The following is a 22695-nucleotide window of genomic DNA, read 5'->3' on the forward strand; positions in this document are numbered from 1 at the left end:
GCGAGACCGGACGGCCGAGGGTAATGGCACGGCTATCAGCCACAAGTCGGCCCTGACGGGCCGCCCGACAACATGCGGAGCGACCAATGAACATGTCCGCGGCAGGCGAATTCGGTGGGCGGCAGGCCCGCGACGAGAGTACCGGCCTCGCAGACGGCCACGCCGTCTTCGTGGCGACAAGAACCTTTGTCGCGCATCGTAATCTGCTGTTCACCGTCGCCTACGAGATACTCGGGTCCGCGGCGGATGCCGACGACGTCCTGCAGGAAACGTGGTTGCGCTGGGTCGGAGTCGATACCGTCCACGTCGAGCGCCAGCGGGCCTACCTGGTCCGGATCACCACGCGGCGAGCGCTCAACCGACTGCGCTCGGCGAAACGCCGACGTGAGGCGTATGTGGGTTCCTGGCTGCCCGAACCGCTGCTCACCGCCCCGGACGTGGCCGCCGATGTCGAACTCGCCGAGAGCGTGTCGATGGGTCTGATGGTGGTGCTCGAAACCCTGGCGCCGGCCGAGCGTGCGGTGTTCGTGCTGCGCGAGGCGTTCGGTCTCGGCTACGAGGAGATCGCCGCCGCGGTGGACAAGTCGGTGGCTGCGGTACATCAGATCGCCCACCGTGCCCGCCGCCACGTCGAGGCCCGCCGACCGCGCCGCACAGTCACCGCGGGCGAGGCGCGAGCGGTCGTCGAAGCGTTCCGTGCGGCCCTCGAGACCCGTGACCTGCAGGGCCTGCTCGACGTCCTCGCCGCCGACGTGGTGGTGATCAGTGACGGCGGCGGCATCAAACAGGCCAACCCGCGGCCCGTCATCGGCGCGGAGAAGGTCGCGCGGTTCATCGTCACGGGCTTGACCAAACACAACATCGCACTGACGGTCACCACGACCGCGATCAACGCCGGGCCCGCGCTGGCGCTGCACATCGACGGAGAACTCGACGGGGTTCTCGCCGTACGCGTCGAAGACACCCGCATCACCGGTCTCTACTTCGTCCGCAACCCGCACAAACTGACCCATATCGATACCGAAAACCCACTCACCCTGCACTGACACCAGCCACCATTCGACGGTTGAAGGATTAGGCATGATCGCGCGAGCACCGCTGAGCCCCAGCTCATTTCCGTCCCGATGGCCGACTGTGATCAGCGCGGTCATCGTGCTCACCGCGGTGACCAGCGCACTATTGGTTGCCTTCGCCTGGCCCTCGGTGCGGTCCTCGGTGCACGACGTCCCGATCGCTGTCGCCGGACCGGCGCCCGCAGCCGCCCAGATCCGGACCGCGCTGCAACAGCGAGCACCGGACGCGTTCGACATCACCGAAGTCGCCGACACCGCCCGCGCAGAAGAACTCATTCGCGACCGGCAGGTGTACGGAGCCGTGGACCTCACCTCCGGCTCCCCGCAGATCCTCATCGCTTCCGCCGCCGGCACCGCAGTGGCCCAAACCTTGCAGACCATGGCGAACGGGCTCGGACACGACAGCACTGCGGCTACGCCGATGCCGGTCCGAGACCTCGCCGCACTCCCCGCGGCCGACCCGCGCGGCGCCGGCCTCGCCGCGGGCGCACTCCCGCTGGTCATGGGCGGACTGCTCGCCGCGGTGGTGCTCACCCGGCTCGTCCGCGGCACCGACCGCCGCGTCGTCGGGGCGTCGCTCTTCGCCATCACCGGTGGCCTGGCGATCGCGGGGATACTGCAATTCTGGTTCGGCTCGCTGAGCGGCTGCTATCTCGCCAACGCCGGTGCCATCGCCGTGAGCATCGCGGCCACCTCCGTGACCATCCTCGGACTCGAATCGACATTCGGGTACGCCGGGATCGGAATCGGTGCCGTCATCATGATGCTCATCGGCAACCCGCTCTCGGGAACCGCCACCGCTCCGGAGATGCTGCCCGGCTGGTCCGGCGCACTCGGACAGTTACTGCCACCCGGGGCGGGCGGCCGGCTACTGCGCTCGACCGCGTTCTTCGACGGCCGCGGGGCGGCATCGGCCGTCGCTGTCCTGGTCGCCTGGATCCTACTGGGCATTGCACTGTGCGCTGTCGGCACCGTGCGCGCACACCGCCGACGTGGACTTCGGCACGAACCACCTGCATCAGCAGCGGCCGAAGACGCTGTCCTGCGGTGACAGAGCAAACCTGGGATCTCCCCGCTCGGGTATCTCCCAGTCTCCGCACATCCGACTGTCAGTGATTCGGGTCACGGTGTGTCATGGATCGGCGGCCTGCGGTGTCTTGTTGCCAGCCATCGTCGACGAGCAGGAGGCCAGGAAGCAATGAGTACTGTGCTGCGCGGTGCGGATGCGGCGGACCAGCGCTATCACGCGGCCGCATTCGTCAAACGCTCCATCAACAAGGTCTTTCCCACGCACTGGTCGTTTCTGCTCGGTGAGATCGCCCTGTACAGCTTCATCATCCTGCTGCTGTCGGGTGTGTACCTGACGTTGTTCTTCGACCCGTCGATGAGCGAGGTCGTCTACGACGGCGCGTATCAGCCTTTGCGGGGACTGACCATGTCGCGGGCCTACGAGTCGGCACTGAACATCAGTTTCGAGGTCCGCGGCGGATTGTTCGTGCGGCAGCTGCACCATTGGACAGCGCTGCTGTTCGTAGCGTCGATGATCGTGCACATGTGCCGGATATTCTTCACCGGCGCGTTCCGCCGCCCGCGTGAAATCACCTGGGTCCTCGGCTCGCTGCTGCTGATACTCGCCCTGTTCGAAGGCTTCTTCGGCTATTCGCTGCCCGACGACCTGCTGTCGGGTACCGGGCTGCGCGCGGCGTTCTCCGGCATCACGCTGTCGATCCCCGTGGTCGGCACCTGGCTGCACTGGATGCTGTTCGACGGCGACTTCCCCGGGACCCTCATCATTCCGCGCCTGTACATCACCCATGTCCTGCTGTTCCCCGCGATCATGTCGGCGCTGGTCATCGCCCACATCGGCATCGTCTGGTACCAGAAGCACACCCAGTTCCCCGGCCCGGCACGCACCGAGAACAACGTGGTGGGAACGCGGATCGTGCCGGTGTTCTCCCTCGACCAGAGCGCGTTCTTCATGTTCACCCTCGCGACGGTCGCGTTGATGGGCGGCCTGCTCCAGATCAACCCGATCTGGAATATGGGCCCCTACAACCCCTCCCAGGTGTCGGCGGGTTCGCAACCGGACTTCTACATGATGTGGACCGACGGCATGGTCCGCCTGATGCCGCCGTGGGAAATCTATCTGGGGCGCTACACGATTCCGGCCCCTTTCTGGGTCGCCCTGATGATGGCGCTCGTGCTCGCCGTCCTGATCGCGTATCCGTGGATCGAGAAGCGGCTGTCGAAGGACACCGCGCATCACAATCTGCTGCAACGGCCACGAGATGTCCCGGTGCGCACCGCGATCGGAGCCATGGCACTGACCTTCTATCTGGTGCTGACCCTGGCGTGCGTCAACGACATCATCGCGTTGCAGTTCCATGTCTCGCTCAACGCGACCACCTGGTTCTTCCGCATCGCAGTACTGCTCGGCCCGCCGATCTCCTACTACCTCGCCTACCGGATGTGCCTGGGCCTGCAACGCAGCGACCGCGCCGTACTCGAACACGGCATCGAAACGGGCCTGCTCAAACGGTTGCCACACGGCGAGTACATCGAGATGCACCAGCCGCTCGGGCCGGCCGACGAGCACGGCCACCCGGCCCGGCTGGAATACCAGGGCGCGCCGGTGCGGAAAAAGATGAACGCGCTCGGCGCGGCCGGCAAGCCCGGCCGAGGATCGTTCCTGCGCCCCGACCCCGAGTCCGAGGCCCAGCGCCTCGCGGCGTCCGAACATGCCGAGGAGAGTCGGCAACTGGCCGTGCTGCGCCAGATCCAGCGGCACCGAAACAATGTGGGGAGCGGCGAATGAGGCCGCGCGCTCGTGGCGCCGCAACTACCGCCTACGACTACGGCTTGCTGTTCCCGGTGGCGACAACCGCCACCGAGGACGCCGCTCACTACATCCGCGACATGCTCCGCGCCAGCGGAATCCGCGCCACGACAGCCCGATCCCAGATGCGGAGCGGGTGCCTGCGGGTACTTGTGTTCCCTGAGGACGCGGCCTGCGCCTACGACCTGATCTGCAAATACACCACCGAGTAATGCTCCGCTGACATACCAGCCGCGGCAGCAGTGGTGTGGCACACGCCACCACGGCCCGGCGTCACACGCCTCCTGCCGGCGGTGTCTGGTTTCGATCGAATACACCCTTCGGGCGAACGGCTCGGCCGCATCGAGGACCAATCGGCACGCCCGCAAGCCATGAGGAGAAGCTCATGAACCTCGCTCTCTGGATCGTCGCAGGGCTACTCGCGGCGCTCGCCTTGTCCGGTGGCGCGACCAAGACCTTCATGCCGAAGAACAAGCTGGACGAATTGGGCGCGAAGTCCGGCGGCGGCTGGACCCAGCACGCCAGCGCGGGGTTCGTCAGAACCCTCGGGGTCCTCGAGATACTGGCCGCGGCAGGCTTCACCCTGCCCGCTGTGCTCGACATCGCACCGATCATGGTGGCGGTGACCGCGGTCTGCTGGATCCTGTTGATGATCGGCGCGATGGCCACCCACGCCCGCTACGGACAGTACAGATATGTCGCGCTGAACCTGGTCTACCTCGCCCTGGCGGCCTTCGTCGCCTGGGGCCGGTTCGGCCCCGAGTCCTTCATCGGCTGACCCCGGCGACGCCGGATACACTGCGGGCGGCATGCGCCGAAACCGTCGATGCCCACCGCGCGACCGGCGACGAGCGCCCGAATGACCTGTGAGGAGCCATTGTTCAGAATCTGCACGGCAGCCGCGTCGCCGGCTGCGCTCGGCGACTGAACGTCATGCGCCGCACTGCTGTGCCGATCGTGGCCAGGCTGGGCCCGCTGGGCCACCCGGCCCGGCTGACCGTCACCGGGTTCCTGGTCATGAACATCGTCGGGGCGCTGGTGCTCATGCTTCCGGTGTCCTCCCGCACCGGCGATTGGACCGGCCTGATCACTGCCCTGTTCACCGCCACGTCGGCGGTCTGCGTCACTGGGCTGGTCGTGGTCGATACCGCGACCTATTGGTCGCCGCTCGGGCAAGCCGTGGTGCTCGGGCTGATCCAGATCGGTGGTTTGGGCATCATGACCGCTGCCTCACTGTTGGGGCTGCTGCCCGCTCGCCGGATGGGGTTACGTATGCAGCTGATCGCCCAAGCCGAAACGAAGACACTGCGGCTGGGCGAAACCCGGCGCGTGGTGCGCGGAGTGCTGGCGATGAGCTTGGTGATCGAGGTGGTCGTCGCCGCGGTCCTTGCTGCCCGCCGTCTGGCCACGACGAGCGAGTCGTTCGGTTCCGCGGTGTATTTACGGTGTGTTTCACGCCATTTCGGCGTACAACAACGCCGGTTTCGCACTGCACGAGGACAGCCTCGTCCGGCACGCGACCGATGCGTGGACGATCGTGCCGATCACCGTCGCGTTCATGCTGGGCGGTATTCGGATTCCCGGTGGTGTTCGAGACGACGCGCTGGATCGCCGCCCGCCGCCGCGGTACACGGCTGCCGGGTTGGTCGCTGCACACCAAGATCACTGTGCTCACCTACTTCGGACTGCTGGTGGCCGGGATCATGCTGGTGACCGCGCTGGAGTGGGGCAACCCCGGCACTCTCGGACCGCTGTCACTTCCGGGAAAGCTGCTCACCGGTGCCTTCCACGGCGCCACCCCGCGCACGGCCGGCTTCAATTCCGTCGACATGGGCGCGATGCATCCCACCACGTTGCTGGTCAATGACGCGCTGATGTTCGTCGGAGGCGGCAGCGCCGGCACCGCGGGCGGAATCAAGGTGACCACGTTCGCGTTGCTGGCGTTCGTGGTGGCCGCAGAGATTCGCGGCCAGCCGACCGTCCACGTCATGGGCCGGCGGCTGGCCGCGACCGTCCAGCGGCAGGCGATCACTGTCGCCCTGCTCGGTGTGGCGGTCGTCCTGGTCGCGACCATGACGCTGTTGTGGATGTCGGACCGACCGCTCGATGCGGTGTTGTTCGAAGTGGTGTCCGCGTTCGGCACCGTCGGCCTGTCGACCGGCATCACCGCGAGCCTTCCTGCCACCGGCCAGCTGCTGCTGATCGTCGTGATGTTCATCGGCCGCGTCGGGCCGATCACCCTGGCGTCCGCGCTCGCACTGCGCGAGCACGAACGGCGCTACGAACTACCGGAGGAGCGACCCATCGTTGGCTAGGACATCGTTCACCAAACCCCCGAAGCATCCCACCACCCGGGTCGTGGTCATCGGGCTCGGCCGCTTCGGCGCCTCACTGGCCCACGAGCTCGTCGAGCACGGCTCCGAAGTCCTGGCCATCGACGCCGATCCTCGTCTGGTGCAACAGTATTCCGACGAACTCACCCACGTCGCCGTCGCCGACACCACCGACCCCGACGCGCTCGAACAGCTCGGCGTGGCCGACTTCCCGCATGCCGTGGTGGGTATCGGCAGTGACCTGGAGGCCAGCATCCTCACCACCTCTCTGCTGGTCGATTTCCGCATCCCGCGCATCTGGGCCAAGGCCAACAGCCGCCAGCACGGCCGCATCCTCGAGCGTATCGGCGCCCACCACGTGGTCCTGCCGGAGTTCGACATGGGTGAACGCATCGCGCACCTGGTCACCGGGCGCATGCTCGATTACATCGAATTCGACGACGACTACGCGATGGTGCGCACCACTGCCCCGCACGCGGTGATCGGCACGACGCTCACCGAGAGCGGACTTCGCGAACACTTCGATGTCACGGTCGTGGCAATCAAACGCCGCGGCGGCGAATTCACCTACGCCACACCCGAAACCGTCGTCGCCCACGGCGACCAGCTGATCGTCTCCGGCAGCATCGCCTGCGTGGAATCCTTCGCCGACCTCGTCTGACGACCCCGCGTCGAAGGCGCGCTGTCGGCTACGAAGCGCAGTCGGCTGATCCGGGGCTCGCGGCGTTCCCGGCGAGTCGTCGAGCGTGCCACCGGTCGAACAGCGCGGGCAGCTCGGCGGCGAAGAAGTCGAAGAAGTCGCGCATCTCGGTGAGCCGACGACCGATCGGAGAATTCGCGCCGACGAGATCGATGCCCTCACTGGCGGTTTCGGACCACAACTTCATCATCCGGTCTCGTTTGAGGAAGCTGGCATACCAGAAATCGTCGTGCAGCCGGTAGGTGTCGCGGCGTTCGCCGGGCACGCGTTCGCGGGTCACCAACCCGACCTGTTCGAGGTAGCGCACCGCGCCCGAGACCGCGGCAGCGCTGACCGACAGCGTCGATCGCAGCGCACCGGCACTCAATCGGCCCTGCTCGGACATCATGAGCGCGGCGAACACCCGCGCGGGCGTGCGCGGCCAGCCCATCTCGGCCAGACCGAGCGCGAGTTTCTCCACGAAGCGCACGGTGGCGTCTCCTGGATGCGCCGCGTCCGGATCCGCCACTGTGCCCTCTTCTCCGTCAGTCCGATGGGTATGCCTCCGGGAACAGCTCCCGGCGGCGCCGCTGCCATCGTCGCATCGTTTCCGGCAATTCAGCGCGCATGAACCGGTAGTACTCGAGTGTTTCGCGGACCCGCCGCCCACCCGGGCGGGCACGATCGAGCAACTCGACGCCTTCGGTGAGGAATCGCACCGACCGGTCCAGCGCCTCCTGCCGCTGCATGGTGATCGCGAACCAGACGTCGTCGTCGTAGACACGGTAGGTGTCCTGCCGCGCGCCGGGCTCACGCTCGCGACCGAGCAGGCCGATCAGCGTCAGGTGCCGCACGGCACCGGAGATCGCTGCGGCACTGACCTGCAATCCGCGCGACAAGTCCTGAGCGGTGTACCGCTCGGCATCGTCGGCGAGCACATAAGCGAACACCCGCGCCGACATCCGCGGCATCCCCGATTCGGTGAGCAGCAGCGCGAACTGTTCGACGAATCGCAGGACGGCTTCCTCCTGGCGATCCTCCGGCGCTGCCGACACTCGCTCACCTCCACTCGGAAACATCCAACGACCAGCTACATCATAGCTTTTAAGTAGATTCACAAATTTGTGAAACATGTGTACGATCTCGGCATGGACAACGCGATCGCCATCGCCGGACTGCACAAATCCTTCGGCCCCACCAAGGCACTCGACGGCTTGGACCTCGACGTCGCCCGCGGCGAGGTGCACGGATTCCTGGGCCCCAACGGAGCGGGCAAGACGACCACCATCCGCGTACTGCTCGGCCTGCTCAAGGCCGATCACGGCACGGTGTCGCTGCTCGGCGGAGACCCCTGGACCGACGCGGTCGAGCTACACCGCCGTCTGGCGTATGTGCCCGGCGACGTGGAGCTGTGGCCCAATCTGACCGGCGGCGAGGCGATCGATTTGTTCGGCCGGCTGCGCGGCGGGCTCGACGAGGCCCGCCGCGACGAGCTCGTGGAGCGTTTCGATCTCGACCCCACCAAGAAGGGCCGTACCTACTCCAAGGGCAACCGCCAGAAAGTCGCCCTCATCGCCGCCCTCGCCTCCGATGTGGAACTGTTGCTGCTCGACGAACCGACCGCGGGGCTGGACCCGCTGATGGAGGTCGTGTTCCAGGACGTCGTCCACGAAGCGAAAGCCGCCGGCACGACGGTGCTGTTGTCCAGCCACATCCTCGCTCAGGTGGAGAAACTGGCCGACCGGGTCAGCATCGTCCGGCTCGGCCGGATCGTGCAATCGGGAACATTGGCCGAGATGCGCTATCTGACCCGTACCACCGTCGAGGCGGTGACCGCCCGGCCGGTGCACGGACTTCACGACCTCGACGGGGTCCACCATGTGGTCACCGATGACGGCCGGATCCGGTTCGACGTCGACGGACCCGCGCTCGATGCGGCCATCGGCACACTCAGTGCCGCCGGTCTGCGCGCGCTCACCAGCCATCCACCCACTCTCGAAGAGCTGATGCTGCGCCATTACGGTGACGAACTCGCCGCCAACGGCAACGCGGGAGCGGAACGATGACCGTATCGACCGGAGAAGCCATCGGCAGGAGGGTTTCGGTCGGCCGGGGCCGGTTCACCGGCACCGGCACACTGATCCGATTCATGCTGCGCCGTGACCGCGTCAAACTACCGGCGTGGATCCTCGGCATCACCATCATGGGCCTGTACTACGCCAGCGTGCTGCCGCAGACCTATCAGACCGAGGAGGATCTGAAAGCCATCAGCAGCTTCGCCGAAGGCACAATGGGCGCCCTCATCTCCGGTCCCGGCTACGGTCTGGACCACCCGACCGTCGAGTCGGTGATCGTCGCGGTCTACGGGCTGTACTTCCTGCTGCTGGCCGCGCTGATGAACATCCTGCTCGTCTCCCGGCACACCCGTGTCGAGGAGCAAACCGGCCGCGCCGAACTCATCCGGGCTAACGTGGTCGGCCGCCACGCCCAACTGACCGCCGCGCTCGCTGTGGCCCTCGCCGCGAACGCGATCCTGTCGGTCTTCGTGGCGGGCAGTTTCGCTGTCGCCGGGCTCGACACCGGCGGCGCGCCCTTGTTCGGCGCCGGTGTCGGGGCGGCCGGGCTCGTCTTCGCCGCGATCACCGCGATCACCGTCCAGATCACCGAATACTCCCGCGCCGCTGCGGGTCTGGCAGGGCTGGGCCTCGGCGTCGCCTACGTCCTGCGCGCGGCCGGCGACTCGATCCGGGAGGGCGGCAGCGCGCTGTCGTGGCTGTCCCCGCTGGCCTGGTCGCAGCAAACCCGTGCTTACGTCGACCCGCGGTGGTGGCCGCTGGCCCTGTCGGGGCTGTTCGCCGCGGCCGCAGCCGCACTCGGCTATGTCCTGTCCTCGCGCCGCGACCTCGATGCCGGCCTCGTCGCGCCTCGGCGTGGGCACCCCCGCGCGGCCGCATGGCTCAATTCTCCTGTCGCACTGGCCTTCCGGCTGCAACGAGCCAGTCTCATCGGCTGGGGCGCCGCGCTGGCAGCGGCCGGGCTGCTCTACGGCGCACTCACCAAGACCCTCGTCGACTCGTTCGAAGACCTCCCCGACCAGATGATCGACATCATGGGCGGCAACCCCGACCGCATGCTCGACGGCTACGTCAGCACGATGGCGATCTTCGACGCCTTGCTGGTCGTCGTCTTCGCCATTCTCGGCGTGCAGTCGCTCCGCGGCGAGGAGACCAAAGGCCGCGCCGAACCCGTTCTCGCCACCGGCACCGGACGCTGGGCACTGTTCGGCAGTTGGATCGGCGTCCTCGCCGTCGGCGCCGCCATCCTGTTGCTGCTCACCGGCGTCGCGCTCGGGTCGTCGGCGGCGATCTCGATCGGCGACGCCGGCTACCTGTGGAAGGTGACCGGCGCACACCTCGCCTATCTTCCGGCCGTTCTGGTCGTCCTCGCGGTGGCGGCCCTGCTGTTCGGTGTCCTGCCCTCGGCCATCGGCGCGGCCTGGGCACTGTTCGGCTTCTCGATGATTCTCGGATTCTTCGGGCCCATCATGAATCTGCCGCAGCCGGTGATGAATCTGTCACCCTTCGAGCACGTCGCCGGTCTGCCACTCGAACCTGTGTCGTGGCCACCGCTGATCACCCTGACCAGCCTCGCCGCCGCATTCGCCGCGGTCGGTGGGTACCTGTTCCGGCGCCGCGACCTCGACACGAAATAGCCTGGTATGCCTGCGACCCGGACGAACACCATCCGTTCGGGATTGCAGGCAGGCAGCGCTTGCACGTCGGGACTCGGCGGACGCTAATCGTGTGGCTTCCGGTCGCGTCCACGGCGTCGGCTTCTCCCCCAGCCCACGCCCAGGCCGACCACGACCACCACAGCGCCCGACAGCCACAGCAGGGCCGCCACGACCATCATCGATTCCCACAGACCGGATTCACCGCCGCTCGACATACGTTCCTCGCCTCACGAAATCGCTACAGTGCCAGCATGACCGCCAGCACGGTCGCGTACAACAGGCCCGCACCGGCGCCTGCGAGCGCGCCGAAGACCGCACAGCGAACGACCGTGATCCATGTCAGCGGATAAGCGCGGTTGCTCCGGTAGCTGACACGGACAACGATCTCGGAGCCGACCGGGTACCGGCCCGGGACGTGGTGGCGCCGCGTCAGCCAATCCGCGCCCCGATACTCCACCACCGACCGCAACCGTCGCGGCGGACACCCGCAGGCAACCGGCTCGTGGTCATCCCGGCAGGTGTGCGCGACCACCCGCGCCGCACGGCGACCGGTATACACCGGACCACCGTAGGACCGGAACGCCTCGTTGAACGGCACGATCACATGGTGGTACGCCGCCCCCACCACAGCCCCGAACACCGCACTGGACGCCACACCAGCGAGCAACGGCCCAAGCAGATCCAGCACTGCCGGATCATAAGGCCCGCCTACCGATCCGATACACGTCATGCCGGGCCGTCTGGCAGCAGCTACACCGGTTTCAGGCCACCATCGGTGGTGATGATGTCGCCGCTCGCGCTTCGTGATATTCGCCGGCTCGCTTCCTACGTCGATGACGGTGCCCGGTCCGTTGCTCCGAATTCGCCTGTGCAGCTCAGGATGTGAATATCAGCGGGAGGGTTGCGATGTAGCCGAGGAGCAGGAGACCGGCTTCGGCGGTGGTCAGCCGCAGGTCGCGGCGGAGCAGCAGCCAGGCGAGACCGGTAGTGGCGACCATGGCGAGGACGAGGACGGTCCGGATGGGGACGGAGTCGCCAGGCCCGGTGAGGATTCCCACGAGGCCGCCGCCGATGAGGCTGTTGAACATGTTGCTGCCGAAGACGTTTCCGATGAGCAATTCGGTCTCACCGCGGCGCTGGGCTTGCACCGCGGCGACGAGTTCGGGAATCGAGGTACCGAGCGCGACGAGGGTGGCGCCGATGACGACCTGCGGGACTCCGAACCGGGTGGCGATCGCCGCGGCGTTGCTGACCAGCAGTTGCGCGGCGAGCAGGACCCCGGCCAATCCTGCTGCGGTGCGCGCCATCTCGCGGCCCGCGCGCGGCGGCGTGTCCGAGCCGGTCGTGGTGAACTCGACGGCTTGCTCGGTGACCGCGAGGTTGTTCTGGTCGGTGCGGGCCCAGCGCACCAGCGCGGTGATCGCGATGACGGCACCGGCACACAGCAGCAGTCCGGTCCACAGGTTCAGGCCGATGAGCATGGCCGCGGCGAACAGTGCGACGGCGGCCGTGGAAACGAACACCTCGCGGTTGATGACTGCCGAGGTCGCGCTGACCGTGCCGGCGAGAGCGGCCACACCGAGCACGAGCGTGATGTTGAGGATGTTGGAGCCCACCAGGTTCCCGGCGGCGATGCCGCCGTTTCCTGTCCCGGCAGCGGTGCCGGAGACGACGAATTCCGGTGCGGACGTGCCCAATCCGATGATGATGACACCGACGATCGCGGGTGCCACGCGCAGCTGCCGGGCCACGCGCGCAGCCCCCAGCACCAGCTGGTCGGCGGCGAGCGGAAGAACGGCGAGCCCGGCGAGCACACCGAGAACCTGAACGAGCAGACGACCCTCCCACCCTCGGCAGGCGCCGTCCCGTCCGCCCGCTCCTCGATCTTCATCGTAACGGTCTCGCGATGAGCGGCCCTCCCACGAGTGCGGGCCCACGCGAATCGGTGTGCCGCGTGGCCTGAGGAACAGCGTGATCGGCTCACCGCCTCGGTGTTGCGAGCCGGCGAGCCGATCACTGAGGTCAGGCGAGGTCGCGGTGGTTGAACCGGTACGTCCCTGCGGTAACCAGAACGGCCGACACGGCGGCCAGGACGAGCAGGCCGGTCCAGCCGAAGCCGTTCCGCAGTGGTTCGCTGTCGATGTAGTAGTGGAACGGCGACAGGTAAGCGGCCCATCCCAGGCCGATCTGGTCGGCAAAGGCGTGTGCCGCGTAGGCCGCGACACCGACGACCGCGGTGACCGCGAACACCACGGCGCGACGTCCGGAAGCGGCGCCGATACCGGTGGCCAAGGCACCGAAGGTGACGGTCAGCAGGATCAGATGCACGCATTGGGCGGCGAACTGCCCGGCGCCGATCGCGGTCAGGTCGGCCCCGCCGCGGATGGCGAGCATCGCCAGCCACAGCACGACACCGATGCCCGTGGCCGCCAGCACCAGTGCGGCGAAACGCTGCAGTATCAACGACGTTCGCGTGATCGGGTGCGCCAGCAGCAGATCCAGGGTGCCGGACTCCTCGTCGGCGGCGGTAACGCGTGCGCCGACCGCGGCACCGAAGAACATCGCCAGCAACGGCACGATCAACCCGAACACTGTGGAACCGAGATACCCTGCCGCCGAGCCGATGTCCTCCATATGCAGCGCGCTGCGCAGGCTCTCGGGCATGTTCTCCGCTTGGGCGGCACCGCTTTCCGCCATCTGCGGATAGAAAGACGCGTACATCACCGCGGCGAGCGTGATCCCGGCGGTCCAGCCCAGCAGACCGCGGCGGTTGACGCGCAGGGTCTTGGTGAGCACAACTGTGCGAGCGGTGGCCATCGCGGGCTCGATCATCGGCACGACAGCGGCGGATACGGTGGTCATGGCACGAATTCCTTATCGGAGTACGAGTTGGGTTGTGTCTAGAAGTCAGGCCGCGGGCTGTGGTGCGGCATCGGCGCTCGCATAGTGGCTGTGGAAGATCTCGTCCAGATGCGGCTCGGTGGTGAGCAACGCGGTCACGGTGTGCCGGGCCGCGGCCTTGACGACCGCATCGGGGGTACCGGTCAGCCGGGCACGCAGCACCGTGCCCGAATCATCGAGAACCGGGTCCACCAGACCGGGCAGAGCACAGAACTCGTCGACCGCAACCGGTGCGGCGAACCGGATTTCGATCCGCCTGGTGGCGCCCGCGCGGAGATCGGCGACGGTGTCGAGTGCGACCACCGCACCGTCGCGCAGGATGGCGATACGGTCGGCCACGGCTTCGACCTCGTCCATGATGTGACTGGACATGAACACCGTCTGGCCGTTCGCGGCGGCTTCGGTGACCATTTCCAGGAACGTCTGTTGCACCAGCGGATCCAGTCCCGACGTGGGCTCGTCCAGGATCAGCAGCTCAGGGGTGTGCATGAACGCCTGGACCAGCCCGACCTTCTGCCGGTTGCCCTTGGACAGACTCTTGATCGTCGCGGTCTGGTCGAGACCGAGCCGGGCGGCGAGGTCATCGATGCGGTGCTGCGCGACACCGCCCCGCAGGTCACCCAGGAACCGCAGGCAGTCCCGCACTCTCTGGCGGCCGTCGACAACGAAATCACCTGCCAGGTAACCGATCCGGCGCCGCATCGCGACACCGTCGGCACGGGGATCCAGGCCCAGCACGGTGGCCGAGCCGGAGGTGGGCCGGATCAGGTCCAGAAGGAGCCGGATGGTGGTCGACTTCCCGGCACCGTTGGGGCCCAGGTAACCGAACACCTCCCCTTCGCGGACGTCGAGGGTCAGTCCGGCCAAGCCGCGACGCGTCCCGTAGGTCTTGGTGAGGTCGCGGATCTCGATGGCGTTGCTCATGACCCACACACTAACGAACTTTCAGAGATTTGTGAAGATACTGATATTTCGGAGGTCTCTGTATGGTGGTGGCATGGACTCCACACAGCGACTTCGCGATGCGGCCGAACGGCTCGCACTGACCCTGGCGCAGGGCGGAATGCAGAAGACGACGGCGCGGGTGATGACCGCACTGCTGTATACCGAGCAGGAGACGATGACAGCAGCGGACCTGTGCGAGCAGCTGTCGATCAGCACCGGCGCGGTATCGTCCGCAGTGAAGCAGCTGACCCAGTCGGGAATGATCGAGCGCGTACCCGCGCCGGGCAGCCGGCGCGAGCACTACCGCTTCCCGGCAGGCGCGTGGGCGCGGCTGTACACCTATCAGAACGCCTTGCTGAAAACGATGCAGGACTCCGCCCAGGAAGGGCTCGACGCCACCACCGACGACAGCCCGGCCGTCGACCGGCTCCGCGAGATGCAGGACTTCTACTCCTACATGGCCCAACAGATGCCCGCACTCATCGAACGCTGGCAGGAAAACTACGGCAGGCACCGCGCTACCACCTGACACGGAAGCCGGACACAGGAGAGGAAATCTCGCAGACTCTCATCGAGATCGGTGACGAGCCGATAAATGGCCGCACCGCCAGTAGCCACCGACATCATCGCCACCTGATCGCGCACCCCGGTATCCGGGTCTCCCGGTCAGTACGGTGAACCGCTATTCCCTCAAAGCGATGGAACGGCTCATGCCCTGGGCAAAACCCGACGACGAGGGAATCACTTTGCAGCGCAACGGCACACGCACGGTAAACATCAATGACAAACGCGCACCTGCAACCGCGTGGTACCAGGCACCGGCAACTTACACACTCGTCACCGACATCTGCCGGGTCCGCGACTAACGCTGCTGCCTTGCCCGCCACCGGAATTGTTGGTCACCGCACCCACATCGACCAGCACGGTGCCGCCATACCCACCACCAGGGCACAGCCCGTACCCTCCAACGGGCGTTCAATCTGGCTTCGAATAACTGAATCGCGTTTCGATCGTCAACGTCCCCCAAGAAAAACGCTGTTCACGACCGGTCCCATCCTTATAGTGCCCCGCCGAGGGCACGGACCTGCGACAGTCGACTACACCCGGGGTCGCCCCTGGCTGTCCCTCGTAACGATCCCGTGTTCGCGGAGCTTATTCAGAACGGTCATACCGTCAACGCCCAGATGCTGGCCGGCTCGTGCGAGGGACCAGCCCATGCCATAGAGCCGGATTGCGTCATCCATCTGCTCGGACGTCAGGCCACGGCGACGCATCGGCACGTGATGGCGACGCAGGATCTCGCTGACCGTCCGCCGCTCGATCCCGAACCGCTCCCCCAGCTCGTACACCGTCGCCCCACTCTGATACCCGGCGATCAGCTCCCGAACCTGACCATCATCGAGACGACAAACCCGCCTACCCGAACCGATCGGCTTGATCCGAAGTTCGGGACCGTCGGCCACCGGACGGTTCGGATTGATTAGCGTTAGGCCCGGCAACGTGGAATCGAACCCAAGGATATCCAGCGCGGCCAAATGCCTCACCTACCCGGCTCGATGACAGCGCACACCGCCTTCGACGCGGCCGTCCGGCTCGTCGCAGACGAGCGTGGCCACCCGCCGCTCACGTTCGCCTATACCAGCCGAACTGATTCCCGTTCCGTACCACCGACGTCGCCAAAACCTTCGGGGAGACCACCGTCCACAGGCTCTGGCGGCGCGGGCAAGAGCGCGCCGCCGGCAATCATCAGGCGGATCAAGATCAGGAATGTAGTCGTCGAAAAGCTTTGTGCGCCAGTTTTTCCGGCCGAGACCAACCAGGCGGCCAGCTCACCGATCCCGGCCGGCCCGCAATCGTGCCCGCGGTGAGGGAGGACCCGGCAGCCCAGCGTCAGGCTGGGCGCGAACTCCTCCTATGTCCCACAACGGCTGTGCGCCACCGAACTCGGGTGACCAGCGTGGTCCAGGCGTCGCCGGTCACACTAGCGCCCCGGACTGCGCTATGTGCATGCTGCGCGTCTGGGCCATTAGTGTCGTTGCCCGCGCGGGAACCGACAGGGATCGAGCGGCGAACCCGCGACGATTGACAACCCGACGTACTGTTGGAAACGCCGAGATATCAACGCCTCCAGGGGGTCTGCCATGCCCAGTTGGGAAGAGCTGTACAACGAGCTCATCGCAAAGGCCAAGCGACTCGGCCACAACCCCGCCCCCGCCCGCCTGCGCGTGCTACGTGAAGAACTCGACCACATCGACCACCGGATCCGTCACGAAGTACCCGCCGGCGAGCGACGCTACGAACTGGCTCTGCTGAGCCAGGAAGCCGATACCTTCCTCACCGCCGCCGAATCCCGCGTTCAGATCGCCCGCAACGTCGCCCGCGCCCAGCGCGAACGCGAAGCCCACGACGCGGCGCACCCGAACATCCTGAGCCCACGCAGTGCGCTCGCAGACTGGACCCCCGACCCGATCGCCCGGGCTGAACGCAACCACCGCGAGGGCAGCGAGCGCGACCACTGACCGCCGAAATCCCATGCGCGATCGGCCATTCGTGTCGGCGCCCGCGGGGATAATGCTCGGGCATGGGGTTCGAGACACCACGCACATACGGGGGCCGCTCGCACAAGATCGGCGGCCGGTCGGTAGGACCGACGACCCGCTTCACCGACCGCCGACGCGCGGGGCGTCCGGGGCGCTACCGGTCCATGCACGTCCACGGCATCCGCAGCGCCTCGCCCATGCCGATCCTGTGGGTCGGCGCGGCGGTCCTCGGCGGTGTCGCTGTCCTGCTGGCCGTGCTGACCGTCATCCTCGCACTCACCTCCGGACCGCCGGCGGCCGACACCCGGCCGACCGCGTCCTCAACCGCCGCGCCCGCGCCCGTCCGGCAAGCCCCGCCGATCGCGCCGGCACCGTGCTACCCGTTCCAACCGTGCTGACCACGTAGACCGGGCTATATGAGCACGTGTTCGGCGCCCTCGATCTCGACGACCCCGAACACCGACACGCCCCGCTCGCCGATTCGCACTCGCTGCCCAATTTGCAGCACATGTCAAGAATAGCGGCGCGAGCACCAACTCGCACATGCGTACGAATGCGAGAGCGTGCCGCGCGCCGAGGGCGCCGAGCCGCCGCTGCTCGACCCCGACGGCGGCGGGCACCGATCGACGGCTGCCGACACCACGCCTGATCAGCGCTTATCCAGCGAAAATGACACCAAAGTGACACTTTGAGGCCCAGGTCAACCGACCAGAATCCACTTACCAGCGGAAAGACCTAGTCCTTCGTCATCACCTCGTAGAGGCAAGGGAATCACACAATCGCCCGGCTTGCTCCTACCACGAAACTACGCCGCCCGAAAGAGCCTGCCGAAAGCGCTGCGGCACAAACCAATTTGGTGCATACCGATCCGACCCAGCAACGTACCCGGGCCCGGCGGCGTGACCCGCGACGTCCCGGAACATCTCTCCCAAACGGTTCACCGAGCGGCGGCCGGTACCCTCACCCACCCAGACACCGGCCACACCAACCGATCTCAGCTCGCCTTGTTGTACGCCGCCACCACATCAGCCTGAATACGACCACGACTCGACACGTTATAGCCATTGCGCCGCGCCCAATCCCGAATCGCCGCGGTCTGCTCACGATCCGTGGTCGAACGGCCTACCACCCGGCCACTCCTACCCTTCGAGACACGACCGACCTTCCGCGCCGGCCCCGTCCACTGCTCGAACACCTCACGCAACTTGCCCGCATTCCTCACCGACAAGTCGATCTCATACTCCACACCATCCACACCGAACCGAACCGTCTCCTCCGCCTTCGACTTACCGTCGAAGTCGTCCACCAACTCGACGATCACCTTCTTCGCCATACAACCCGCCTCCTTCGCCAGAAATACAAGAACAAACAACCTTAAACCGCTCACGAAACAACAACCAATCCAACAAGCAACGACAGCACGGACACCCACTCCCCCAGCCCGTCTCTCCGACCGCGCCTCACTCGCCTCCGCACGCTACGCGTCACCGTGCCGGACGCCTCCGACACCGGCCAACCCGAAGATCCGCCGCCATCCGAGCCCACCGACCCACCTCATTACACCGGGAAAAACACAGACAAAAACACCACAGAGACGACAACCCGCCACCACCGACACAATCCCCCTTCAATAGATGCCAGCATCCACATTCCTGCTCACGCCCGCCACCGCACGACGACAGCGACCCCGACCAACCACTGCCACACCACCACCCCGAACCAATACCGGCCGCCCGCACAACGCACCCACCTCAACATGCGACACGCCCGGCGACACGCCGAATATCGATCACAGCGATACGCCCGCCACAACCGACCCCAGCGCAAAATCCCAGGCCCGACCCCCGATTCCCAGGCCGTCTACAGGCCGTCACAGGCCCGCCAGCCACACCCACCAACACCCATCAACACCTTGAAACCGCAGGTCACGGCAGAACGGCTGCGAAGGAGAGGGGGTCAAAAGTACAGTATCCATATGCGCTCCATTTGGAAGGGGTCGATTGCGTTCGGCCTGGTGAATGTCCCGGTGAAGGTGTATACCGCCACCGAGGACCATGACATCAGGTTCCATCAGGTGCATGCCAAGGATGGGGGGCGGATCAAATACGATCGGGTGTGCACGGTGTGCGGGCAGTCGGTGCAGTACGCCGATATCGATAAGGCGTACGAGTCCCCGGAGGGGGACAAGGTCGTGCTCACCGACGAGGATTTCGCGAAACTTCCCGTCGCGGAGAAGCACGAGATTCCGGTGTTGCAGTTCGTGCCGTCGGAACAGATCGATCCGCTGCTGTTCGACAAGAGTTATTACCTGGAGCCGGATTCGAACACGCCCAAGGCCTATGTGCTGCTCGCCAAGACGCTGGACCAGGTGGACCGGGTGGCGCTGGTGCATTTCACGCTGCGCCAGAAGACCCGGCTGGCCGCGCTGCGGGTGCGTGACGGCGTGCTGGTGCTGCAGACGCTGCTGTGGCCGGACGAGGTGCGTTCGGTCGACTTCGAATCGCTCGACGGGGCGGGCGAGCCCCGCAAGCAAGAGATCTCGATGGCCGAAACGCTGGTCGACAGCATGTCCGACGATTTCGACCCGGATCTGTACACCGACGAATATCAGATCGAGCTGAAACGGATGCTCGACGAGGCCATCGCGTCGGGGTCGAACAAGGTGATCCGGCCCGAGGAGCCCGCCCCGCAGGAAATGGATGCCGAGGTCGTGGACCTGGTGGCGGCATTGCAGCGCAGCCTCGAGGCGACCGGCCGCCGTTCCGGCACGAAGTCGGAATCCGGCGACAAGGCCGCGGAGAAGAAACCGGCGAAGAAGGCCGCCAAGAAAGCCGCACCCAAGGCGGCCGCCAAGACGGCGAAGAAAACCACTCGGCAGTCCACCCGAAAAGGCGCCTGAACCGGTGCCCGAGGCGGCGATCGTCCCCATGGGGCTCGGGCACCTGCGTGAGGTCCTCGATCTCGGGGCCGAGGTATTCGACACCGAGGCCAAGCCCTACACGTCCTGGTCGCTGACGTCGGTGGCGGAACACCTCGACAGCCCGGACGGCTCGTGCTGGGTGGCGCTGGATTCCGATCGGGTTGTGGGCTTCGTGCTCGGCTCCATGGAATTCGAGCTGCGCGACGACTGGGCGTATCTGGAGTGGATCGCCGTCGCGCCGGACATGCAGGGCCGCGGCATCGCCGGGCGGCTGGTGGAGATCTGCTGCGCGACGCTGTTCGAACGGGGCGCGCGGCGCATCGTCACCGACGTCGAATCCGGCAATACGGCGTCGGCGACCATGATGACGCGGCACGGCTTCACCGATACGACCACGGTCACGCTGTTCGTGCGCCCGAGTCCGGACGAGTCGGAGCCCGCCCGCGCCGACGCCGCCCCGGGCCTGTCCCCCGCCACCAAGCGCACGTTCGCCCGCACGGGACGGCTGCGCCGCTGATTTCTGTCGGTGGCTGCCCGTACGGTGATCGCCATGACACAGACGGATGCGACGATGGCCGCCATCACCGAAGCGGTAGGCGTTGGGCGGCAAGGGGATTCGGCCACGGCCCGGCAGCGGCTGACGGCCTTGTGGGAGTCGATCGGCGCCGACGGCGACCCGTTGCACCGCTGCACCCTCGCACATTATCTGGCCGATCTCTGCGATCACGCCGCCGAATCCCTGACCTGGGATGTCCGTGCCCTCGACGCCGCCGACTCACTCACCGACGAGCGCGCCCAGCAGCACCACGCGTCGCTGAGCGTGCGGGGGTTCTACCCGTCGCTGCACCTCAACCTGGCCGACAATTACCGCCGGCTGGGCGCTTTCGAGGCCGCCCACCGCCATCTCGCGGCGGCCGAGGCCCGCACCGACGCGCTGGCCGACGACGGATACGGCGCCGGAGTGCGCGGCGGAATCGACAACGTGCGCCGGGCGCTCGCCGAGGGTTCCACCGAACGCCTTCCGACGCACTGATTTTCCCCGGCGACGGCGCCCGGCTGTCGAGCCCGGTCACCCGGTCGGCTCCTGGACTCCCGTGTGCCGGGCCGTGATCCGCCAGACCGGGCGGCGGGTGCCCGCACCGAGGCGCTTGCCCCAGCTGGAGCCGACGGCGGCGACCTCGTCCGGCGTAACCGGGCGAATGGCCGTGACCGACAGTCCGTGCGCCGCGTACGAATCCGCCAGTGCCGACAGGGTTTCCGGGCCGGAGATGGCGGGCAGCCCCGGCAGCCCGTCGCGCTCCACGACTGACAGCAGGATATCCAGTGCCGCACCGGATTTCATCAGGCGAGCCACGCCGTCGAGGACCGCCGGGTCGGCCGTCAGCAGGCCGCGCAGCAGGGAGCCCCAGGGGAACAGCACGGTCAGCTCGTCGGCGACGCCGTCCAGCTCGGGCGGCGGCTTTTCCGCGGCCGCCGCGACGAATACCGCGTTCGGCAGACCCTGCCGGGCGCGTGCCGCCTTGCGGGATGATTCGGCCATTCCGGCCGCGTGCGCGTCGATGCCGATGACCAGCAGGTCGGGGTCGGCCGCCGCGGCGGCCAGTACGGCCCGTCCGTCGCCGGTGCCCAGGTCGATTCGCACCGCCCGGCACCGGGCGATCAGCTGATCGGCTTAGCCGATGTCCACGTCCTGGATGCGTTTGCCACATACGATTCGCATGCCGACACGCTAGCCACACCGGGCCGGGCCGCGCATCCGATTTTCCGCCCGGAAACGGCGACGGCCGGCCCGGAACACATCCGGACCGGCCGAGGCAGCGAGTGAATCAGGCGGCGTTCGCCGTGCAGGCGTGCAGCACGATGGTCGCCGGGCGCGGGTTGGCGCTGCCCAGGTCCGGGAACGGCGGGGCACTGAGGCCCAGCACGTCGCGGGCCTGCTTCTCCGCCTCCGCTTGGGTCGGGCCCCAGCCGACGGCCACCTTCCGGTCGACGCCCTGCGCCACCGCGCCGCACCCGTCGGTGAAGTGCAGCACGACGCGGCAGTCACGAACACCGCAGTGCGCGTTGGCGGCGGCGTCCGCGGCGCCGGGGTCGTCGTAGTTGACTGCCGACGCCACCGTTCCGGTGCTGTCGGACAATGCGATCGCACCGTGCTGGGTGCCGGCGGCCGAGGCGGGCCCGGCGATCCCGAAACCCGCGATCGCCGCGCCGGCCAGCACGACGGCTGCCTTGGATACCAAGGACATAGAAAGTTCCACTCCAATCGAGACGGCAATCTGACGACTGGATCCTTCTCCACCGCGCGCGGTTCTGTCCACCACCCGCCGGTGGGCGCTACCGTTTCGAAATGTTCCGGCCGCCGCGGTTTTACCCACCGGTGACACGAGCGAACGCTCCCGGCATACGAATACCGGATTCGGGCAGGCGCCGCCGGTGAACTCGGCGATCCGATGGCCCGCTGGACCGACGAGTGCCGACTGTCGATGAGCGTACGCATCGGGTCCGGCTGCCGATCGTGCACGGCACCGCCGAAAGACGCGGGAGCGCTGCGTATTTCCACGGTAACGATGTCGATGCGGTGATCGAGTCGACGCGGTGATCGCGACGCTGCCGTCGTGCGCCGGCGCGGGCAGCCGGTACCGGCCTATTCCGCGCGAATGTGCTCGGCGACGGCCACCGACAACCCGCAACGTTTGTGAGGCGAGACAAATCCGAGAATTCCGGGTGGTGGATCC

At 66.9% G+C, this 22695-nt stretch carries 27 protein-coding genes and 2 pseudogenes; 18 read left to right on the forward strand and 11 right to left on the reverse strand.

Annotation, left to right across the window (positions count from 1 at the left end):
- Positions 1–86: 86 nt before the first annotated feature.
- The 8 genes and pseudogenes from NWFMUON74_RS20170 to NWFMUON74_RS20200 all read left to right on the forward strand — a co-directional run bounded on the left by NWFMUON74_RS20170 (position 87) and on the right by NWFMUON74_RS20200 (position 6903).
- Positions 87–1046 (forward strand): RNA polymerase sigma-70 factor, encoded by a 960-nt coding sequence (locus tag NWFMUON74_RS20170; protein WP_232110474.1) that lies wholly within the window; start codon positions 87–89, stop codon positions 1044–1046.
- A gap of 34 nt (positions 1047–1080) precedes the next feature.
- On the forward strand, positions 1081–2124 hold the full coding sequence (locus tag NWFMUON74_RS20175) for a hypothetical protein (protein WP_187683405.1): 1044 nt from the start codon (positions 1081–1083) through the stop codon (positions 2122–2124).
- Positions 2125–2271: 147 nt separating this feature from the next.
- Positions 2272–3888: a cytochrome bc1 complex cytochrome b subunit gene (gene qcrB / locus NWFMUON74_RS20180; protein WP_187683406.1), complete on the forward strand. Its 1617-nt coding sequence runs from the start codon at positions 2272–2274 to the stop codon at positions 3886–3888.
- Positions 3885–4121: a hypothetical protein gene (locus NWFMUON74_RS20185; RefSeq protein WP_187683407.1), complete on the forward strand. Its 237-nt coding sequence runs from the start codon at positions 3885–3887 to the stop codon at positions 4119–4121. Before qcrB ends, NWFMUON74_RS20185 begins: the two co-directional genes overlap by 4 nt.
- 173 nt (positions 4122–4294) lie before the next feature.
- Positions 4295–4687 carry a DoxX family protein gene (locus NWFMUON74_RS20190; protein ID WP_187683408.1) on the forward strand — a complete coding sequence of 131 codons (393 nt, stop codon included), beginning with the start codon at positions 4295–4297 and terminating at the stop codon, positions 4685–4687.
- Between the two features lie 266 nt (positions 4688–4953).
- Positions 4954–5422 (forward strand): annotated as a pseudogene (locus NWFMUON74_RS36605) (potassium transporter TrkG); the annotation flags it as partial.
- 10 nt (positions 5423–5432) lie between these two features.
- Positions 5433–6224, forward strand: a complete 792-nt coding sequence (locus NWFMUON74_RS36610) for a potassium transporter TrkG (RefSeq protein ID WP_269475285.1) — start codon at positions 5433–5435, stop codon at positions 6222–6224.
- Positions 6217–6903: a potassium channel family protein gene (locus NWFMUON74_RS20200; RefSeq protein ID WP_197986881.1), complete on the forward strand. Its 687-nt coding sequence runs from the start codon at positions 6217–6219 to the stop codon at positions 6901–6903. The genes NWFMUON74_RS36610 and NWFMUON74_RS20200 overlap by 8 nt, the downstream gene beginning before the upstream one ends.
- Before the next feature lie 28 nt (positions 6904–6931).
- On the opposite strand, the gene NWFMUON74_RS20205 is transcribed toward NWFMUON74_RS20200, so the two are convergent.
- Both NWFMUON74_RS20205 and NWFMUON74_RS20210 read right to left on the reverse strand, forming a co-directional pair.
- Positions 6932–7450, reverse strand: coding sequence for a GbsR/MarR family transcriptional regulator (locus NWFMUON74_RS20205; RefSeq protein WP_232110475.1), 519 nt, complete (start codon positions 7448–7450; stop codon positions 6932–6934).
- 16 nt (positions 7451–7466) lie between these two features.
- Entirely contained in the window at positions 7467–7976 is a 510-nt protein-coding gene (locus NWFMUON74_RS20210; RefSeq protein ID WP_232110476.1) for a GbsR/MarR family transcriptional regulator, read from the reverse strand.
- Between the two features lie 93 nt (positions 7977–8069).
- Here NWFMUON74_RS20210 and NWFMUON74_RS20215 point away from each other — a divergent pair, with 93 nt between their 5' ends.
- Together NWFMUON74_RS20215 and NWFMUON74_RS20220 are read left to right on the forward strand one after the other, a co-directional pair.
- Positions 8070–8987, forward strand: a complete 918-nt coding sequence (locus tag NWFMUON74_RS20215; protein ID WP_187683410.1) for an ABC transporter ATP-binding protein — start codon at positions 8070–8072, stop codon at positions 8985–8987.
- Positions 8984–10633 carry an ABC transporter permease gene (locus NWFMUON74_RS20220; RefSeq protein WP_187683411.1) on the forward strand — a complete coding sequence of 550 codons (1650 nt, stop codon included), beginning with the start codon at positions 8984–8986 and terminating at the stop codon, positions 10631–10633. Before NWFMUON74_RS20215 ends, NWFMUON74_RS20220 begins: the two co-directional genes overlap by 4 nt.
- 83 nt (positions 10634–10716) lie before the next feature.
- On the opposite strand, the gene NWFMUON74_RS20225 is transcribed toward NWFMUON74_RS20220, so the two are convergent.
- The 5 genes from NWFMUON74_RS20225 to NWFMUON74_RS20245 all read right to left on the reverse strand — a co-directional run bounded on the left by NWFMUON74_RS20225 (position 10717) and on the right by NWFMUON74_RS20245 (position 14479).
- Entirely contained in the window at positions 10717–10869 is a 153-nt protein-coding gene (locus NWFMUON74_RS20225; protein ID WP_187683412.1) for a hypothetical protein, read from the reverse strand.
- Between the two features lie 23 nt (positions 10870–10892).
- On the reverse strand, positions 10893–11342 hold the full coding sequence (locus tag NWFMUON74_RS20230) for a hypothetical protein (protein WP_187683413.1): 450 nt from the start codon (positions 11340–11342) through the stop codon (positions 10893–10895).
- 187 nt (positions 11343–11529) lie between these two features.
- Entirely contained in the window at positions 11530–12468 is a 939-nt protein-coding gene (locus NWFMUON74_RS20235) for a sodium:calcium antiporter (protein WP_197986882.1), read from the reverse strand.
- 208 nt (positions 12469–12676) lie between these two features.
- On the reverse strand, positions 12677–13516 hold the full coding sequence (locus NWFMUON74_RS20240) for an ABC transporter permease subunit (RefSeq protein ID WP_187683414.1): 840 nt from the start codon (positions 13514–13516) through the stop codon (positions 12677–12679).
- Positions 13517–13561: 45 nt separating this feature from the next.
- Positions 13562–14479 carry an ABC transporter ATP-binding protein gene (locus NWFMUON74_RS20245; RefSeq protein ID WP_187683415.1) on the reverse strand — a complete coding sequence of 306 codons (918 nt, stop codon included), beginning with the start codon at positions 14477–14479 and terminating at the stop codon, positions 13562–13564.
- A 73-nt stretch (positions 14480–14552) separates the two neighbouring features.
- Here NWFMUON74_RS20245 and NWFMUON74_RS20250 point away from each other — a divergent pair, with 73 nt between their 5' ends.
- A complete protein-coding gene (locus NWFMUON74_RS20250; RefSeq protein WP_187683416.1) occupies positions 14553–15029 on the forward strand; it encodes a GbsR/MarR family transcriptional regulator in 477 nt (158 codons plus the stop codon).
- A gap of 145 nt (positions 15030–15174) precedes the next feature.
- Positions 15175–15366 carry a hypothetical protein gene (locus NWFMUON74_RS20255; protein WP_187683417.1) on the forward strand — a complete coding sequence of 64 codons (192 nt, stop codon included), beginning with the start codon at positions 15175–15177 and terminating at the stop codon, positions 15364–15366.
- Positions 15367–15597: 231 nt separating this feature from the next.
- Here NWFMUON74_RS20255 and NWFMUON74_RS20260 read toward each other — a convergent pair whose 3' ends face one another.
- Positions 15598–16035, reverse strand: a complete 438-nt coding sequence (locus tag NWFMUON74_RS20260; protein ID WP_197986883.1) for a hypothetical protein — start codon at positions 16033–16035, stop codon at positions 15598–15600.
- A gap of 606 nt (positions 16036–16641) precedes the next feature.
- Here NWFMUON74_RS20260 and NWFMUON74_RS20265 point away from each other — a divergent pair.
- Both NWFMUON74_RS20265 and NWFMUON74_RS20270 read left to right on the forward strand, forming a co-directional pair.
- Complete coding sequence (locus NWFMUON74_RS20265) at positions 16642–17019, forward strand: hypothetical protein (RefSeq protein WP_187683418.1); 378 nt, start codon at positions 16642–16644, stop codon at positions 17017–17019.
- 62 nt (positions 17020–17081) lie between these two features.
- Complete coding sequence (locus NWFMUON74_RS20270; protein WP_187683419.1) at positions 17082–17438, forward strand: hypothetical protein; 357 nt, start codon at positions 17082–17084, stop codon at positions 17436–17438.
- Positions 17439–18034: 596 nt separating this feature from the next.
- Here NWFMUON74_RS20270 and NWFMUON74_RS20275 read toward each other — a convergent pair.
- Positions 18035–18373: a histone-like nucleoid-structuring protein Lsr2 gene (locus tag NWFMUON74_RS20275; protein WP_187683420.1), complete on the reverse strand. Its 339-nt coding sequence runs from the start codon at positions 18371–18373 to the stop codon at positions 18035–18037.
- A 642-nt stretch (positions 18374–19015) separates the two neighbouring features.
- Here NWFMUON74_RS20275 and ku point away from each other — a divergent pair.
- From ku to NWFMUON74_RS20290, 3 genes are read left to right on the forward strand one after another with little or no spacing between them, the layout of a single operon-like run.
- The gene (ku, locus tag NWFMUON74_RS20280; protein WP_187683421.1) at positions 19016–19939 is read left to right on the forward strand and encodes a non-homologous end joining protein Ku; all 924 of its coding nucleotides are present in this window, start codon (positions 19016–19018) and stop codon (positions 19937–19939) included.
- A 4-nt stretch (positions 19940–19943) separates the two neighbouring features.
- Positions 19944–20477, forward strand: coding sequence for a GNAT family N-acetyltransferase (locus NWFMUON74_RS20285; RefSeq protein WP_232110477.1), 534 nt, complete (start codon positions 19944–19946; stop codon positions 20475–20477).
- Positions 20478–20510: 33 nt separating this feature from the next.
- Positions 20511–20993 (forward strand): hypothetical protein, encoded by a 483-nt coding sequence (locus NWFMUON74_RS20290; RefSeq protein WP_187683422.1) that lies wholly within the window; start codon positions 20511–20513, stop codon positions 20991–20993.
- 36 nt (positions 20994–21029) lie between these two features.
- Here NWFMUON74_RS20290 and warA read toward each other — a convergent pair whose 3' ends face one another.
- Complete coding sequence (gene warA, locus NWFMUON74_RS20295) at positions 21030–21623, reverse strand: 16S rRNA (adenine(1408)-N(1))-methyltransferase WarA (RefSeq protein WP_425300745.1); 594 nt, start codon at positions 21621–21623, stop codon at positions 21030–21032.
- Positions 21624–21786: 163 nt separating this feature from the next.
- On the reverse strand, positions 21787–22206 hold the full coding sequence (locus NWFMUON74_RS20300; protein ID WP_187683424.1) for a DUF4189 domain-containing protein: 420 nt from the start codon (positions 22204–22206) through the stop codon (positions 21787–21789).
- A 192-nt stretch (positions 22207–22398) separates the two neighbouring features.
- Here NWFMUON74_RS20300 and NWFMUON74_RS36245 point away from each other — a divergent pair.
- Positions 22399–22609, forward strand: a pseudogene (locus NWFMUON74_RS36245) (isopenicillin N synthase family oxygenase); the annotation flags it as partial.
- Positions 22610–22695: the final 86 nt, after the last annotated feature.

This window comes from Nocardia wallacei (assembly GCF_014466955.1).
Classification (GTDB): domain Bacteria; phylum Actinomycetota; class Actinomycetes; order Mycobacteriales; family Mycobacteriaceae; genus Nocardia; species Nocardia wallacei.

Excerpts from the sequence above, each read along its gene's own strand:
- NWFMUON74_RS20215 (WP_187683410.1), top strand. The coding sequence starts at position 8,070 with ATGGACAACGCGATCGCCATCGCCGGACTGCACAAATCCTTCGGCCCC.
- NWFMUON74_RS20245 (WP_187683415.1), bottom strand. The coding sequence starts at position 14,479 with ATGAGCAACGCCATCGAGATCCGCGACCTCACCAAGACCTACGGGACG.
- NWFMUON74_RS20185 (WP_187683407.1), top strand. The coding sequence starts at position 3,885 with ATGAGGCCGCGCGCTCGTGGCGCCGCAACTACCGCCTACGACTACGGC.
- NWFMUON74_RS20240 (WP_187683414.1), bottom strand. The coding sequence starts at position 13,516 with ATGACCACCGTATCCGCCGCTGTCGTGCCGATGATCGAGCCCGCGATG.
- NWFMUON74_RS20300 (WP_187683424.1), bottom strand. The coding sequence starts at position 22,206 with ATGTCCTTGGTATCCAAGGCAGCCGTCGTGCTGGCCGGCGCGGCGATC.
- ku (WP_187683421.1), top strand. The coding sequence starts at position 19,016 with ATGCGCTCCATTTGGAAGGGGTCGATTGCGTTCGGCCTGGTGAATGTC.
- NWFMUON74_RS20190 (WP_187683408.1), top strand. The coding sequence starts at position 4,295 with ATGAACCTCGCTCTCTGGATCGTCGCAGGGCTACTCGCGGCGCTCGCC.
- NWFMUON74_RS20275 (WP_187683420.1), bottom strand. The coding sequence starts at position 18,373 with ATGGCGAAGAAGGTGATCGTCGAGTTGGTGGACGACTTCGACGGTAAG.
- NWFMUON74_RS20290 (WP_187683422.1), top strand. The coding sequence starts at position 20,511 with ATGACACAGACGGATGCGACGATGGCCGCCATCACCGAAGCGGTAGGC.
- qcrB (WP_187683406.1), top strand. The coding sequence starts at position 2,272 with ATGAGTACTGTGCTGCGCGGTGCGGATGCGGCGGACCAGCGCTATCAC.
- NWFMUON74_RS20220 (WP_187683411.1), top strand. The coding sequence starts at position 8,984 with ATGACCGTATCGACCGGAGAAGCCATCGGCAGGAGGGTTTCGGTCGGC.
- NWFMUON74_RS36610 (WP_269475285.1), top strand. The coding sequence starts at position 5,433 with ATGCGTGGACGATCGTGCCGATCACCGTCGCGTTCATGCTGGGCGGTA.
- NWFMUON74_RS20270 (WP_187683419.1), top strand. The coding sequence starts at position 17,082 with ATGGGGTTCGAGACACCACGCACATACGGGGGCCGCTCGCACAAGATC.
- NWFMUON74_RS20265 (WP_187683418.1), top strand. The coding sequence starts at position 16,642 with ATGCCCAGTTGGGAAGAGCTGTACAACGAGCTCATCGCAAAGGCCAAG.
- NWFMUON74_RS20250 (WP_187683416.1), top strand. The coding sequence starts at position 14,553 with ATGGACTCCACACAGCGACTTCGCGATGCGGCCGAACGGCTCGCACTG.
- NWFMUON74_RS20170 (WP_232110474.1), top strand. The coding sequence starts at position 87 with ATGAACATGTCCGCGGCAGGCGAATTCGGTGGGCGGCAGGCCCGCGAC.
- NWFMUON74_RS20175 (WP_187683405.1), top strand. The coding sequence starts at position 1,081 with ATGATCGCGCGAGCACCGCTGAGCCCCAGCTCATTTCCGTCCCGATGG.
- NWFMUON74_RS20225 (WP_187683412.1), bottom strand. The coding sequence starts at position 10,869 with ATGTCGAGCGGCGGTGAATCCGGTCTGTGGGAATCGATGATGGTCGTG.